At 65.0% G+C, this 15,183-nt stretch carries 12 protein-coding genes; 10 read left to right on the top strand and 2 right to left on the bottom strand.

The features are described from left to right. Nucleotides 1–2: 2 nt before the first annotated feature. Together malQ and treY are read left to right on the top strand one after the other, a co-directional pair. The gene (gene malQ / locus ACVWWJ_RS15290; protein ID WP_456968539.1) at nt 3–2,099 is read left to right on the top strand and encodes a 4-alpha-glucanotransferase; all 2,097 of its coding nucleotides are present in this window, start codon (nt 3–5) and stop codon (nt 2,097–2,099) included. Continuing rightward, nucleotides 2,096–4,705 (top strand): malto-oligosyltrehalose synthase, encoded by a 2,610-nt coding sequence (gene treY, locus ACVWWJ_RS15285; protein ID WP_456968538.1) that lies wholly within the window; start codon nt 2,096–2,098, stop codon nt 4,703–4,705. The genes malQ and treY overlap by 4 nt, the downstream gene beginning before the upstream one ends. A gap of 22 nt (nt 4,706–4,727) precedes the next feature. On the opposite strand, the gene ACVWWJ_RS15280 is transcribed toward treY, so the two are convergent. After that, nucleotides 4,728–4,988: an acyl-CoA-binding domain-containing protein gene (locus tag ACVWWJ_RS15280; protein WP_159890554.1), complete on the bottom strand. Its 261-nt coding sequence runs from the start codon at nt 4,986–4,988 to the stop codon at nt 4,728–4,730. Nucleotides 4,989–5,112: 124 nt separating this feature from the next. Between ACVWWJ_RS15280 and cmk the strand changes: the two genes are divergently transcribed. The 8 genes from cmk (at nt 5,113) to galU (ending at nt 13,456) form a co-directional block, all read left to right on the top strand. Continuing rightward, nucleotides 5,113–5,793 (top strand): (d)CMP kinase, encoded by a 681-nt coding sequence (cmk, locus tag ACVWWJ_RS15275; protein WP_159890556.1) that lies wholly within the window; start codon nt 5,113–5,115, stop codon nt 5,791–5,793. Between the two features lie 169 nt (nt 5,794–5,962). After that, nucleotides 5,963–7,636, top strand: coding sequence for a 30S ribosomal protein S1 (gene rpsA / locus ACVWWJ_RS15270; protein WP_456968537.1), 1,674 nt, complete (start codon nt 5,963–5,965; stop codon nt 7,634–7,636). 38 nt (nt 7,637–7,674) lie between these two features. Beyond that, nucleotides 7,675–7,995, top strand: coding sequence for an integration host factor subunit beta (locus ACVWWJ_RS15265; protein WP_456968536.1), 321 nt, complete (start codon nt 7,675–7,677; stop codon nt 7,993–7,995). 237 nt (nt 7,996–8,232) lie between these two features. Next, entirely contained in the window at nt 8,233–8,493 is a 261-nt protein-coding gene (locus ACVWWJ_RS15260; RefSeq protein ID WP_159890560.1) for a lipopolysaccharide assembly protein LapA domain-containing protein, read from the top strand. Then, on the top strand, nt 8,490–9,662 hold the full coding sequence (gene lapB / locus ACVWWJ_RS15255) for a lipopolysaccharide assembly protein LapB (protein WP_159890562.1): 1,173 nt from the start codon (nt 8,490–8,492) through the stop codon (nt 9,660–9,662). Before ACVWWJ_RS15260 ends, lapB begins: the two co-directional genes overlap by 4 nt. Beyond that, nucleotides 9,659–10,696, top strand: a complete 1,038-nt coding sequence (locus ACVWWJ_RS15250) for an MraY family glycosyltransferase (RefSeq protein ID WP_456968535.1) — start codon at nt 9,659–9,661, stop codon at nt 10,694–10,696. Before lapB ends, ACVWWJ_RS15250 begins: the two co-directional genes overlap by 4 nt. Next, complete coding sequence (locus ACVWWJ_RS15245; protein WP_159890566.1) at nt 10,683–12,584, top strand: nucleoside-diphosphate sugar epimerase/dehydratase; 1,902 nt, start codon at nt 10,683–10,685, stop codon at nt 12,582–12,584. Before ACVWWJ_RS15250 ends, ACVWWJ_RS15245 begins: the two co-directional genes overlap by 14 nt. Further along, a complete protein-coding gene (galU, locus tag ACVWWJ_RS15240; protein ID WP_159890568.1) occupies nt 12,581–13,456 on the top strand; it encodes a UTP--glucose-1-phosphate uridylyltransferase GalU in 876 nt (291 codons plus the stop codon). The genes ACVWWJ_RS15245 and galU overlap by 4 nt, the downstream gene beginning before the upstream one ends. 64 nt (nt 13,457–13,520) lie before the next feature. Here galU and ACVWWJ_RS15235 read toward each other — a convergent pair whose 3' ends face one another. Further along, nucleotides 13,521–15,104 (bottom strand): amidase, encoded by a 1,584-nt coding sequence (locus ACVWWJ_RS15235; protein WP_456968534.1) that lies wholly within the window; start codon nt 15,102–15,104, stop codon nt 13,521–13,523. Nucleotides 15,105–15,183 lie beyond the last annotated feature (79 nt).

Raw genomic sequence — 15,183 nt, 5'->3', positions numbered from 1 at the left:
CCGTGAACGCCCCCCTCGACGATCGTCTCGCCCTGCTCGCAGAACAAGCCGGCGTGGACGTGTATTGGCGCGACGCGCTGGATCGTCCGCAGTCCACTCCCGCCGACACCTTGCGCGCTGTACTTCGTGCCCTGGATCTTCCCGCCGATAGCACCGACGACGTCGAAGCAAGCCTGCAGCGGATCGAGCAGGAACGCAGCGGTCGCCAGCCGCCGCGACTGGTGACGGCGGATGCCGGCGACGCATTTGCGTTGCCCACAGCGCCACGCGGCCGTGCGTGGAAGTTGCTCGCCGACGACGGCACGCTGATCAGCGAAGGCGACCTGCCTTCCGGCGAGGGCCAGTTTGCCTCGCCCGCCATCCCCGGCTATTACACGCTGTTCCTCGGCGACGACGAAGTCACGGTTGCCGTCGCACCGCCGCGTACCTTTGGCATCGGCGATATCGCCCGCGCTGGTAATGTCGCCGGCGCACGCCGCCCGTGGGGTATGGCAGTGCAGATGTCCGGGCTGCGTCGCCCGAACGACGGTGGCATCGGAGACTTCACGGCTCTCGAAGCCTGCGCGAAAGCGGCGGCGGAGAAGGGCGCGGATGCGCTCGCGATCAGTCCGTTGCACGCACTGTTCGCCGCCGCTCCGGAACGCTACAGCCCGTATGCCCCGTCGAGCCGCCTGTTCCTCAACGGCCTCTATATCGACCCGGTGCGGACGAGTGGCGAGCAGACCGTGCGCGCCGTGATCGATACGCACAACCTGCGCCAGGAGCTCGCCGAGCTGGAATGGCTCGAGCTGATCGACTGGCCGCGCGCCGCTCGGGCGCGCATGACGATCCTGCGATCCCTGTTCGAATCGGCCTCCGTGGATCTCGCCCACTCGGAGCGGTTCGGTGCCTTCCGCCGCGCTCAAGGGGAGCCCCTCGAGCGGCATGCGCGGTTCGAAGCGCTGCATGCCGACTTCAGCGCACATGGGCGTCCCGGTGGCTGGCAGGGCTGGCCGGCCGCGTTCCATGACCCTTCCAGTCGCGAGGTGGCTTCGTTCGCCCGTGAACATTCGCGCGAGGTCGGCTTCCATGCATGGTTGCAATGGCTGGCGACGCAGGGGCTCGAAGGTGCGCAGAAAGCAGCCCGTGATGCTGGCATGGCCATCGGCCTCGTGGCGGACCTCGCCGTCGGTGCTGACGCAGGTGGTAGTCATGCCTGGGCCCATCAGGCCGAGATGCTCCGCGGCCTTTCCGTCGGCGCGCCGCCGGACGCGCTCAACCGCCTCGGCCAGGACTGGGGCCTCACGACGTTCTCGCCGCGCGGCCTTCGTGACACCGGGTTCAAGGGATTCATCGGCATGTTACGCGCGGCGCTCGCGCATTCCGGCGGCGTGCGCATCGACCACGTGCTCGGGCTGAAGCGCCTGTGGATGGTGCCGCACGGCGCCGGTGCGACCGAGGGTGCCTATGTCCGCTACCCGATGACCGACATGCTGCGCCTCATCGCGCTCGAGTCGCATCTGCACCGTGCCATCGTGATTGGTGAGGATCTTGGTACCGTGCCGGCTGACTTCCGCCAGGCCATCGGTGACAAGGGTGTACTCGGCATTCGCGTGCTGTGGTTCGAGCGTGCGGCGGATGGCGGTTTCGTCTCGCCACGCGAGTGGTCGGACAAGGCCATGGCGACGACCAGCACGCACGATGTACCGACGGTCGCCGGATGGTGGGGTGCTCGTGACGTGGAGTGGCGAAAGAAAACCGGCCTCGACGATCCCGCCGTGGACGAAAGCGCGGAACGCGAACGTGACCGTATCCTCCTGTGGCGCGCCTTGTGCGCTTCCGGTTCGGCGTTCAACGAGGACGCCCCGCCGGCGCCGGACGACATCTCGCCCGTCGTCGTTGCTGCCGCCAGGCATGTCGCACAGGCACCGGCTCCGCTGGCGATTTATCCGGTGGAAGACATCCTCGGACTGCACGAGCAGCCGAACCTGCCCGGTCCCACCGACGCGATCCATCCGAACTGGCGCCGTCGCATGCCCGACACGTCGTCGCGCCTGTTCGACGGGCCGATCGCCCATGCGGTCTGCGACGCGATCGACAAGACACGGAATCGTACGTGAGCCCGCCGCGCGCCCTTGCGCGCCTGCAGTTCCATGCGGGCTTCACGCTCGACGACGCGGTGCCGGTCGTCGGCTATTACGCGCGCCTCGGGGTGAGTCATCTCTATGCTTCGCCGATCCTTCGCGCGCGTGCAGGTTCTACACACGGCTACGACGTGGTCGACTGCCACGAGGTCAATCCCGAGCTGGGCGGTGAGGAGGCGCTGCGCCGTCTCGTCGCCGAGCTACGCAAACACGGCATGAGTCTTGTCCTCGACATCGTGCCGAACCACATGGGCGTCGGTACGCAGAACGCCTGGTGGATGGACGTGCTGCGTCACGGCCGCGAAAGCCGCTACGCGAATTATTTCGATATCGACTGGCAGGCGCCGGATCCCTTGTTGCGCAGCCGTGTCCTGTTGCCGATCCTCGGCGCGGGGTACGACGAGACGTTGCGCGAAGGTCATCTTCGCCTGGCCCGGCGCAAGGACCAATGGGTCCTGCGACTCTACGACGACTACCTGCCGCTGTCGCCGGCGTCCGTTGCCGGCTTGGGCGGCGATGCCGTCGCGAGTCATGATCCGGAAACCGCCGAGGGCAGGGCGGCCCTCCATGCATTGATCGAACGGCAGCACTACCGCCTCGCGTTCTGGAAGCTGGCCAGTGACATGGTCAACTACCGGCGCTTCTTCGACATCAACGAGCTTGCCGGCCTGCGCATCGAGCGGACGGCGGTGTTCGAGGACACGCACAAAACGATCTTCCGCCTGTACGCGGAAGGCCTGATCGACGGACTCCGATGCGATCATGTCGACGGCCTTGCGGACCCGCGCCGTTACTGCCGGCAGTTGCGTCACCGGCTGGACAAACTGCGCCTGCAACGTCCGGCCGGCGCGCCGCGCGACGGCGCCTATCTCGTCGTTGAAAAAATCCTGGCGGAAGACGAATCGCTCCGGCTGGACTGGCGCACGGACGGCACCACGGGTTACGAGTTCATGGACCAGGTCTCTGCCGTTCTACACGACGGTGCAGGCGAGGCGCCCCTGACCGAACTCTGGCGCAAGCTCACCGGCGAGTCCGCCGACTTTGCCACGCAGGCCGTCCGCGCGCGGCGACAGATCCTCGTCGACAGTTTCGAGGCCGAGCTTGACCGGACGGCGCGTGCGCTGTTCGCCTCGGCACGTGCGGATGTCGCCACGCGCGATGTTTCCCTGGCGGCGATCCGTCGGGTGCTGGTCGAGTTGCTCGTGCACTTCCCGGTCTATCGCACCTATGCCGGTGGAGCAGGGCGCGACGCGTATGACGAAGCGATCTTTGCGCGTGCGGTCGAGGGTGCGTTGCGCACCATCCGCATGGAGGACGCGGATCTGCTGCATCTGGTCGCGCTCTGGTTAGGGGGCATCGCGCCACGCAGCCTTCCGCCGGGCCCGGTACGACGCGCCCGAGAGCGCGCGATCGCCATTTTCCAGCAGGCGACCTCGCCGGTGGCGGCCAAGGCGGTGGAAGATACAGCCGGCTACCGCTATGGACGCCTGCTCTCGCGCAACGAGGTCGGCGTCGATGCGGCGCAGTTGTCGATGACGCCCGAAGCCTTTCACGCGCGCTGCGTGGACAGGGCGGCCACGTTGCCGCACAACCTGCTTGCTACGGCGACGCACGATCACAAGCGCGGCGAAGATTTGCGTGCGCGTCTTGCCGTGCTCTCCGAAGTCGCCGAGCGCTGGGTGATCACGGTCGAACGCTGGCGGGTCCGCCACGCCGATCTTCGTCAACGGGCCGACGGACGCATGGCGCCCTCGGCAGGCGACGAGCTGATGCTTTACCAGATGCTGGTCGGCGCCTGGCCGCTGCATCTGGCTCCCGACGATGTCGACGGCCTCGAGCTGTTCGCCACGCGCATCGCCGCCTGGCAGCGCAAGGCGTTACGCGAAGCCAAGCGCTGGACGCGCTGGACCTCGCCGAACGAACCGTATGAGGACGCCTGCGAGGACTTCCTTCGCGCGGTGCTGTCCGGGGAGGCGGCTGTCGAGCTGGCCGCGTTCGCCGGATACATCGCGACACCCGGCGCGGCCAATGGACTGGCCCAGACCGTACTGCGTCTGACGACACCGGGCGTCCCCGACCTCTACCAGGGTACCGACTACTGGGATTTCAGCCTCGTCGACCCGGACAACCGGCGCCCGGTGGATTTCCCGGCACGGGCGGCGTCCCTCGACAGGGCGCCTGCGCCCCGGGACGCCCTTGCGCAGTGGCGCGACGGGACGGTCAAGCAGGCCGTCATCGCTCGCCTGCTCTGGGCCCGGCGTGAACACCCGGAGCTGTTTGCCCGGGGTAACTATCGCCCGCTGGCGGTCGACGGTCCGGCGGCGGAGCACGTGATCGCTTTCCTGCGCGAATACCGCGGGCAGCGTCTTGTCGTGGTGGTGGCCAGGCATACGGCGCCCTGGCTGGCCGGCATGTCGGCTCCCTCGATTCCTGTCGAGCACTGGGCGGGAACACGGGTAGCCCTACCGGCGGGGCGCTGGACCGGGCTGTTGGCGGAAGGCGAGCGGCAGGGCGGGGAAGTTGAAGCCTCCGCGCTGTTCGGCGAGCTGCCCGTGGCGGCGTGGCTATCGCACGGCGCCTGAGTATTACCGGAGGCCTATCGCCTCAGCCGCCGAGGGAGCGGACCAGTTCGATGTACTGGTGCATCGCGGTCTCCCTGGGCGTGCCGGCCAGCTTTGCCCAGGCCTCGTACTTCGCCGTACCGACAAAGTCGAAGAAGCCGGGCTTCTCGCCGTGGAAGTCGCCCTCGGAGCCCTGCTTGTAGAGGGCATAGATACGCAAAAGGGTGTCGTTGTCCGGTCGGTGGCCGAGGCGGGTTATATCCAGGGAAGCCTGCTCGAACTGGCTCTGGAGGTCGTCGGACATGGAGCTGGTAACCCGCGGGTGTGAAACGATGGGGGCTTGTAGCACGCGTATGTGAAAGCTGTCCATGGGACCAATTCGCCCGTCGCGACGGGATATCATGGTGGTTTCGTGAGAGAGCTATCCCATGCCCCATTCGGCTGCCGCCCCTGTCCTGACCATCGACGGCCCTTCGGGTTCCGGCAAGGGCACCATCAGCCGCCTGGTCGCCGAGAAGCTTGGCTGGCACCTGCTCGATTCCGGCGCCCTGTACCGGGCCGTGGGCTACGCGGCGGCCGAGGAGGGCATCGACCTGTCCGATGTCGATGCCGTTACCCGCTGCGCGCAAACCGTGAAGATCCGCTTCAAGGCCAGTCCCGATCACAGTGAGACGCACATCCTGGTCAATGGGCACGACGCCACCGACGAGCTCCGTACGGAGACCGCCGGCGCCGCCGCCTCGGCCATCGCGGTGATTCCCTCGGTACGCCAGGCCTTGGTAGACATGCAACTCGGCTTCCGTAAGGGCCCTGGCCTGGTTGCGGATGGTCGTGACATGGGTACGGTGATTTTCCCCGACGCCGCCCACAAGGTATTCCTGACCGCCAGCGCCTCCGAACGCGCGAAAAGACGCTATAAGCAGTTGAAGGATAAGGGGCTGAGCGTTACACTTGCAGGCCTTCAGCGAGAAATCGAGGCGCGCGACGAGCGGGACGCGTCGCGCCCCGTCGCCCCGTTGAAGCCCGCCGAAGGCGCTGTGGTCATCGATACCACCGGCATGCCTATCGAGGTGGTGGTGGCAAAAGTATTCGCCGTGGTGCGTCCGTAAGGGGCATCCGGCACAACGCTCGCGCAGTGTGCGCGGGTTCTTGGCAACGGCACGGGGCGGTCCCATCCGGGATCGCTCAATGTGCCCACAACCGGTGGGTCCCCTGTCCGCACGCGTTAAAGAATGTACGCAGGCGCCGGGTACGACCTTTCATAACCCTGGAATCAACATGACTGAAAGTTTTGCCGAACTGTTTGAACAGAGCCAGCAGGCTATTTCCAAGCTGAAGCCCGGCTCCATCGTCACCGGTATCGTTGTGGAAATCCGCAACGACGTGGTGGTGATCAACGCCGGCCTGAAGAGCGAAGGCATCGTCCCCATCGAGCAGTTCCGGGACGAGTCTGGCGCGCTGGAAGTAGAAGTGGGCGACGAGGTCAAGGTCGCGCTCGACGCGCTCGAAGACGGCTTCGGCGAGACCAAGCTCTCCCGTGAGAAGGCCAAGCGGTCGATGGTGTGGGACGACCTCGAGCAGGCGTTCGACAAGGAAGAGACCATCACCGGCAAGATCTCCGGCAAGGTCAAGGGCGGCTTCACGGTCGACATCAAGGACGTCCGCGCATTCCTGCCGGGCTCCCTGGTCGACGTGCGTCCGGTCCGTGATCCGGTCTACCTCGAGGGCAAGGACCTCGAGTTCAAGATCATCAAGCTCGATCGCAAGCGCAACAACGTCGTCGTCAGCCGCCGCGCGGTTGTCGAGACCGAGTTCTCGGAAGAGCGCGAGAAGCTGCTCGAGCGCCTGACGGAAGGTGCAGTCGTGAAGGGTGTGGTCAAGAACCTCACCGATTACGGCGCATTCGTCGACCTCGGCGGCATCGATGGCCTGCTGCACATCACCGACATGGCGTGGAAGCGCGTGCGTCACCCGTCCGAAGTCGTCAACGTCGGCGACGAGCTGGACGTCCGCGTGCTGAAGTACGACCGCGAGCGCAACCGCGTTTCGCTCGGCATCAAGCAGCTCGGCGATGACCCGTGGGTCGCTATCGCCCGCCGCTACCCGGTCGGCAGCCGTCTGTTCGGCAAGGTCTCCAACGTGACCGACTACGGTTGCTTCGTCGAGATCGAGCCGGGCGTCGAAGGCCTCGTGCACGTGTCGGAAATGGATTGGACCAACAAGAACGTCAACCCGGCCAAGGTTGTTCAGGTCGGGGACGAGACGGAAGTCATGGTCCTCGACGTGGATGAAGAGCGTCGTCGTATCTCCCTCGGTATCAAGCAGACCCGCTCGAACCCGTGGGAAGCGTTCGCCGCCATGCACAAGAAGGGCGACAAGGTTTCCGGTCAGATCAAGTCGATCACCGATTTCGGTATCTTCATCGGTCTGGACGGCGGCATCGACGGTCTCGTCCACCTGTCCGACATCTCGTGGCAGGCCTCGGGTGAAGACCTCGTCCGCAACTTCAAGAAGGGCGACGAAGTCGAAGCCGTGGTTCTTGCAGTTGACCCGGAGCGTGAGCGCATTTCCCTCGGCATCAAGCAGATGGAGCAGGATCCGTTCGGTCAGTTCATGGCCACGAATCCGCGCGGCACGATCCTCAACGGCACCGTCCGTGAAGTCGACGCCAAGGGTGCGACCATCGACCTCGGTGAAGGCGTCGAGGGCTACATCCGTGCGAACGACATCGCCAAGGAACGCGTCGACGACGCTACGCAGTACCTGAAGGTTGGCGACGCCGTCGAGGCGAAGTTCACCGGTATGGACCGCAAGGGTCGTCAGCTGCAGTTGTCCATCCGTGCCAAGGACGAGGAAGACGTGGCTGATGCCATGTCCGACTACGCCTCGGCTGCTGGTGGCACGACCAAGCTCGGCGCTCTCCTCAAAGAGCAGATGAACAAGGCCGACTAACCGTCGGGCGAGGGGCGGTTCGCCGCCCCTCGCTATATGTGCAGAAAAACAGGGGACCCATGACAAAGTCGGAATTGATCGAGGCGCTGGCGCGGCGCCAGACCCACCTTGCCTTCAGCGATGTGGAACTAGCCGTCAAGAGCGTGCTCGAACAGATGAGCCAGGCCCTTTCCACGGGCGAGCGCATCGAGATTCGTGGGTTCGGAAGCTTTGCGCTGCACTTCCGTCCGCCGCGCATGGGGCGCAACCCCAAGACCGGCGAGGCGGTTGCCCTGCCGGGCAAGCACGTACCCCATTTCAAACCTGGCAAGGAACTACGCGAACGCGTAAACCTGGCCGAGGAAGACGCCGCGCTTTGACGCGGCGTTTTTTTTGCTGATGAGCCCGGCCATGCCGGGCTTTTTCTGTTGTGGGAGCCGATTCATCGGCGATCCGCGGCAACGGGCCAGACCGACGCAACCTTCGGCCTTGCCACAAGCACCTATCGCCGATGAATCGGCTCCCACATAGAGCGAAATCGGATGCGTTCGGCGAACCTGTATGGATCGCCAACCGCGGCGCACCATCGTATTCAGGATTCGGGTACAGTCACGCCTATGCGCCTAATTACCATCCTCTTTCTCCTGTTGTTCGTCGCCGCCGGCATCGTGTTCGGGGCGCTGAACGCCGACCTTGTTCCGTTCGATCTTGGCTTTGCCCGACTGTCGCTGCCCAAGGGTGGCGCGATGCTCGCGGCGGTCCTGGTGGGCTGGGTTCTGGGCGGCATCACTGCCTGGCTCGGCACGTCCTTCGCCCAACGGCGCCGGCGCCGTGGCGAGCGCAGCGATCGCAAGGTAGCCAACGCGACGACCGCATGAATCCGATCTGGTTGCTGGCGCTCGTACCCCCCCTGGCCTTTGCCTGTGGCTGGTGGTTAGCCCGCCGCACGCACACACGGCGTTCCGGCGAACGGGTCAACGCGCTTTCGTCCGACTATTTCCGTGGCCTCAACTATCTCCTCAACGAGGAGCAGGACAAGGCACTGGAGGTTTTCCTTCGCCTGGCCGAATACAACCGCGATACGGTGGAAACCCACCTGGCGCTGGGCAACCTGTTTCGTAAGCGCGGTGAAGTGGACCGGGCCATTCGGCTGCACCAGCATCTGGTGTCGCGCCAGGGCCTGTCGGATGAAATGAAGACGGTCGCCTTGCTCGAGCTCGGCGAGGACTACATGCGCGCGGGCTTGCTCGACCGCGCGGAGACCCTGTTCTCCGACCTCGTGGCCATGGACGCGCTGGCGCCTTCGGCGTTACGCCATCTGATTTCGATCTACCAGCATGAGCGCGAATGGCATAAGGCCATCGATCATGCACGCCGCCTCGAGGCCATGAACAGCGAAGACGAGTCGCCGATGATCGCGCAGTTCTATTGCGAGCTGGCCGAGCAATCGCGACAGCACGGGGCTCGCACCGAGGCGCGCGATTACGTCAGCGAAGCGTTTGCGTGCCAGCAGGATTGTGTTCGCGCACACATGATCGCGGGCCGCCTCTCGGCCGAAGACGACGACATGGTGGCTGCCATCGATTCTTATGAAGCCGCGATCGCCGCCGACATCGCTTTCGTGCCGGAGATACTGCCGCCGCTGCTCAACTGCTATGCGCGGTCGCAGCAGATGGATCGCGCGGAGTCGTTCCTGCGCGAGATCATGGAGCGTTATCACGGTATCTCGCCCGTGCTTGCCCTGACCCGGCTTTACGAGGGCAGGGATGGTGAGCGTACGGCCATCGACTTCCTGACGGGCCAGCTGCGCAAGCGGCCGTCGGTGCGTGGTCTGATGGCGCTTATCGACGCCACGATGGATAAGGTGTCCGGCGAGGCGCGGGAAAATTACCTGATCCTGCGCGATCTCACCCGCAAGCTGCTCGAGGGGCAGGCCATGTATCGCTGCAGTCGATGCGGTTTCGGCGCCAAGGCTCACCATTGGCAATGCCCGAGCTGCAAGAACTGGGGCACGGTGCGGCCTATCCACGGCGTCGCCAACGAATGAGCCATGTGACGGCAAGTTTCCTGGCACTGATCGTCGGCACCGCCGTTCTGTCCTTCGTCGTTTCTTACGTCAGCGTGCGTGTGGCTATTGCCTACGCGAATCGCAAGGGCATGCTCGATGCCCCGGGGCGCCGCCGTTCGCACACCCTGCCTACGCCACGCGGTGGTGGCATCGGCATCGTGCTCGGGGTGCTTATCGGCGCCCCGTTCGCCATGCTGTTCTTTCCGGTCTCACCGGGCCCTGCGATCACCGGGACATTCAGCCTTGCGGTCATCGCCGTCGCCGCGATCGGCTGGCTGGACGACCACGGCTCGTTGCCCATCCGGCCCCGGCTCCTCATCCAGCTGGCAGCCACCCTGCTCATATGTCTGGCCGTCGCGGCGTATACCTCGACGCTTCTCTGGGCCGCCCCGCTGCTAGTGGCCGGTGTCTGGTGCATCAACCTCTACAACTTCATGGACGGCATCGACGGCCTGGCCGCCCAGCAGGCCATGTTCTTCGGCGCGGCCTACGCCGCGCTGGCCTGGTCCGCTGGTAGTCCGGCGCTCGCGGGCGCGGGGCTGGCATTGGCCGCAGCGGCAACCGGCTTCTGGTGCTTCAACCGGTCGCCGGCGAAGATTTTCATGGGCGATGTAGGTAGCGCCACGGTCGGCCTGATCGTTTTTGCCCTGACCGCCATGTTGTGGGCCTTTCGCACGAACTTGCTGTGGCCTGCACTGATTTTCTCGTCGTCCTTCGTCATCGACGCGACCTTGACGCTCCTCGTGCGAATGCTGCGCGGTGCGCGCTGGTACACTCCGCATCGCGAGCACCTGTATCAGTGGCTCGTGCGGCGAGGTACGTCGCACCGGAGGGTGGCCCTGGCCTACTTCTCGTGGAACGTGCTCGTCTGCGTTCCTGTCGCATGGATTGCGTTCCGCTGGCCGGCGGTGGCGCCCGTGTGTTTCGGGGCAACATACCTGCTGGGGGCAGCGGTCTGGCGTACTGGCAAGCAGTATTGCTTGCGTCGAAGGGAGCGACATGTTTCTGCGTAAGTTCATCGGCATCATCCATCCACGTACGGCGGTCGTCGCGCACGACCTCGCCATGGCGGCTTTCGCGTGGTGGATCGCCAAGACGCTGCGCTATGCGCTCATGCCCGACCTCGCGCCGGTCACCTATCTGCCGATGGAATTCCCCATCGTCCTGCTGGTGCAGGGCGCGGTCTTCAACTGGACCGGCCTCTACAAAGGCGTGTGGCGTTTCGCGAGCCTGCCAGACCTCTGGAACATCATCCGCGCGACGGTCATCGGCGCGCTGATCATCGGTCTTGCGATGGTCATGTATGCGCGCCTCGATGGTGTGCCCCGCTCGGTGCTTCTGGTCTACCCGGTCGTGCTGGTCGTGTTGCTCGGCCTTCCGCGCCTGAGCTACCGGTTCTGGAAAGACAGCCGGATCGACCTGTTCCAGTCGGCGCCGACCAAGCGCGTGCTCATCGTAGGCGCCGATCGCGCTGGCGAGGCGCTCTCGCGTGACCTTCGTCGTGACAGCCGCTACAGCGTCATTGGTTTCGTCGACGACAACATGGCCCTGCGTGGCGCACAGATCGGCGGCATCCCGGTGCTCGGCACGGTGGACCAGCTCGCCGAACTGTCCAAGGCGGTCGCGGTACAGATGCTGCTGATTGCCGTGCCCGGTGCCACGACCGCGCAGATGCGCCGCATCGTGGCCTTCTGCGAGAGCACCGGCCTGCCGTTCCGCACCGTGCCGCGCCTCGAAGACGTCGTGGCCGGGCGTGCGCAGTTCAACGAGATCAAGGAGGTCGCGATCGAAGACCTGCTCGGCCGTGACGCGGTGGAGCTCGACTGGACCGCGATCCGCGAAAACATCAGTGGTCGCCGCGTGCTGGTGACGGGTGGTGGTGGTTCGATCGGCTCCGAGCTCTGCCGTCAGGTGGCTCGCCTGGGTGCCAGCTCGCTGACCGTGGTCGAGATGTCCGAGTACAACCTTTACCGCATCGGTCAGGAGTTGACCTCGGCGTATCCCGAGCTGATTTTCAACGGCGTGCTCGCCGATGCCCGCGAGACGGTGGCGATCAACCGCCTCTTCGAGGAAACCCAGCCGCAGATCGTCTTCCACGCGTCAGCGTATAAGCACGTGCCGATGCTCCAGGGCCAGCTGCGCGAGGCGTTCCGCAACAATGTCATGGGCACGCGCGTCGTCGCCAACGCGGCGGTGCGCTGCGGCGTCGAATCCTTCGTGCTGATTTCCACCGACAAGGCCGTCAATCCCACCTCGGTGATGGGCGCGTGCAAGCGCATGGCTGAGATCTGGTGCCAGAATCTCGCCGCGCATACGCCTACACGTTTCATAACCGTTCGTTTCGGTAACGTGCTCGACTCCGCCGGTTCGGTGGTCCCGTTGTTCCGCCGGCAGATCCGCCAGGGCGGTCCATTGACGATCACCCATCCGGAGATTTCGCGTTACTTCATGACCATTCCCGAAGCCTGCCAGTTGATCCTGCAGGCGGCGAGCCTGGGCAAGGGTGGCGAGATTTTTGCGCTCGATATGGGCGACCCGGTCAAGATCCGCGACCTTGCCGAACAGATGATCCGTCTGGCTGGCAAGCGTCCCGGCTCCGATATCCAGATCGTCTACACCGGCCTGCGCTCGGGCGAGAAGCTGTTCGAGGAACTGTTCCACCCGTTGGAGAATTACACGAGCACCACCCACGCGAAGATCTTCCAGGCGCAGCATCGCCAGGTGTCGTGGGAAATGCTGCAGACCCAGTTGGCCCGCGCCGAAGAGGCGACGGCCACGTTCGATGAAGAGACCCTGCGTCGCTGCGTGTCGCAGCTGCTGCCTTCGTTCCGCTGGAGCGACGCTCAGTCCGACAACGTCGTGCCGCTACGCCGAAACGATAATGGAGACATCGCATCATGACCCAACCCCTGCGCAAGGTCGTATTTCCCGTCGCTGGCCTCGGTACGCGCTTCCTCCCGGCGACCAAGGTGGTAGCGAAGGAAATGCTGCCCGTGCTCGACCGTCCGCTCATCCAGTACGCCGTGGACGAGGCCGTCGACGCGGGTGCCGACACGCTGGTGTTCGTCACCAACCGCTATAAGCACGCCATCGCCGATTACTTCGACAAGGCGTACGAGCTGGAAGAGAAGCTGGCTGAAAAGAACAAGGAAGAGCTGCTGTCGATCCTGCGCGGCATCCTTCCGCGTCACGTGCGTTGCGTGTTCGTCACCCAGCCGGAGGCCCTCGGGCTCGGCGACGCCGTACTTCGTGCGGCGCCGGTGATCGGCGATGAGCGCTTTGGTGTCATGCTCCCGGACGACCTGATCTGGAACAAGGGCAAGGGCGCACTGCGCCAGATGGCCGAAGTGGCCGACAAGTACACCGCTGGCGTCATTGCCGTCGAGGAAGTGCCTGAGAAGGACACCGACAAGTACGGCATCGTCGACGCAAAGGAGACCCTGGACGATCGTACTTCGGTCATCACCCACATGGTCGAGAAGCCGAAGCCGGCCGACGCACCGTCGACGCTCGCCGTCGTGGGTCGCTACGTATTGCCGTGCGAGATCTTCAACTATCTGCGCAATACGCGCGAAGGCGCGGGTGGCGAAATCCAGCTGACCGACGCCATCGAAGACCTGCTGAAAGACCAGGGCAAGGTCCTTGCCTATCGCTTCGAAGGTACACGCTTCGATTGCGGCAACAAGGCGGGCCTGGTCCGCGCCACCATGGCGATGGCCCTGGAAGATCCCAAGCTGGCCCCGATCGTCCGCGAGTTCGCCAACAAGGCGTAACTTCCCAGGGTCAGGCCCGCTTCCTGTGGGAGCCGATTCATCGGCGGCTTCCACATTCCTTCTTTCACCGTACCGGAAGCGTCGGCAGAAACTTCGGCCGCCGGTACGCGTTGGCTTTTTGCTCGACACCATACGCGATTGCGATGAGCACGGGTTCGCTCCACTTCGCACTAAAGAACACCACTCCCACCGGAAGTTCGTGCGCGAAGTCGACCGGCAGGGTGATCGACGGGTAGCCCGAGATCGCCGCCGGTGCCGATACGCCGCCAACGGTCGGATCGCCGCTGACCACGTGATCGCCAAGCACCAGGTCGTTGACGAACGCCGGTCCCCAGCTGGGCGCAAGCAACGCATCCAGGTGATCCTTCGCCAGTGCTGCATCGATGCCTTCGGGACCGGCAAGACGCTGGTTGCGGTCGCGGATCTCGATGTACTTCGGATCGGTCAGATCGGCCTTCGCCTGCGCCTGCAGGAACAGCTCCTGGCCGAACCAGGGCATTTCCTTCGCGGCTTCCCGGTCGTTGAACGCGATCAGGTCGGCTAGCGTCTTCATCGGCTGGCCGGGGCGCCCGGCGAGGTAGGCGTTGATGTCGTGCTTGAATTCGTACAGCAGCACGTCGATCTCGTGCTCGCTCAGTTCCTTCAGATGCGGAATCTCAACCGGGTCGACGACGGTCGCGCCCTGGGCCTTGAGGATGGCGATGGTTTTTTCCAGCGCGCGATCCGCATTGGGTTCGATACCGCCCAGTTCGCGCACCACGCCGATGCGCTTGCCGCGCAGCGCATTCGGATCGAGGAACTTCGTGTAATCGGTAGCGTGCTTATCCGCGTCTTTGGTCGCTGGGTCGCTCGGGTCGCTGCCGGCGATGGCGCTGAGTACGGTTGCGGCGTCGGCCACGCTGCGAGCCATCGGGCCGGCGGTGTCCTGACTGTGCGAGATGGGGATGATGCCGGTGCGGCTGACCAGTCCGACCGTCGGCTTGATGCCGACGAGGCCGGTCATCGATGCAGGGCATATGATCGACCCGTCGGTCTCGCTACCGATCGCCACTGTGGCCAGGCCGGCGGCGACCGCCGAGCCGGAGCCGGCGCTCGAGCCGCACGCGTTGCGATCGAGCACGTAAGGATTGACCGTGAGACCACCGCGCCCGGTCCAGCCACTGGTGGCGTGGTTGCTGCGCATGTTGGCCCACTCGCTGAGGTTGGTCTTGCCGAGGATCACGGCGCCGGCCTTGCGCAGCTTTGCGGCAACGGCCGAGTCATGTGGTGCCGGCTTGCCCACCAGCGCGAGCGAGCCCGCGGTGGTCTGCATGCGGTCGCCGGTATCGATGTTGTCCTTGAGCAGGATGGGGATGCCGGCCAGCGAGCCGGCCTTGCCCACCTTACGCGCGATGGCCAGGGCATCGGGATTGATTTCGAGCACCGCGTTGACGGTGGGGCCCGCCTTGTCGATCGTCGCGATACGGGAGAGGAAGAGGGTAGTGAGGCCTTCCGGTGTCAGGGCGCCCGAGGCGTACGCCTGCCGAATCGTCGCAATGGATGCGAACGCATCGTCTTCGTTGGCGTCGCGTGCCTGCGCGACGCCGGTGGACAGTGTGGCGGCGAGCGCCAGCGTCAGTGCGGCCGGCCTGATCCATACATGCTGCATATGTCTTTTCCCCCTGGCGATGGTGTAACGGCTCCGTGCAATCTACCGCATACCCGTGCGTGGCTATACTGCACGGACG

Source organism: Luteibacter sp. HA06 (genome assembly GCF_054061215.1).
This window is presented reverse-complemented; position numbering and strand designations above follow the sequence as displayed.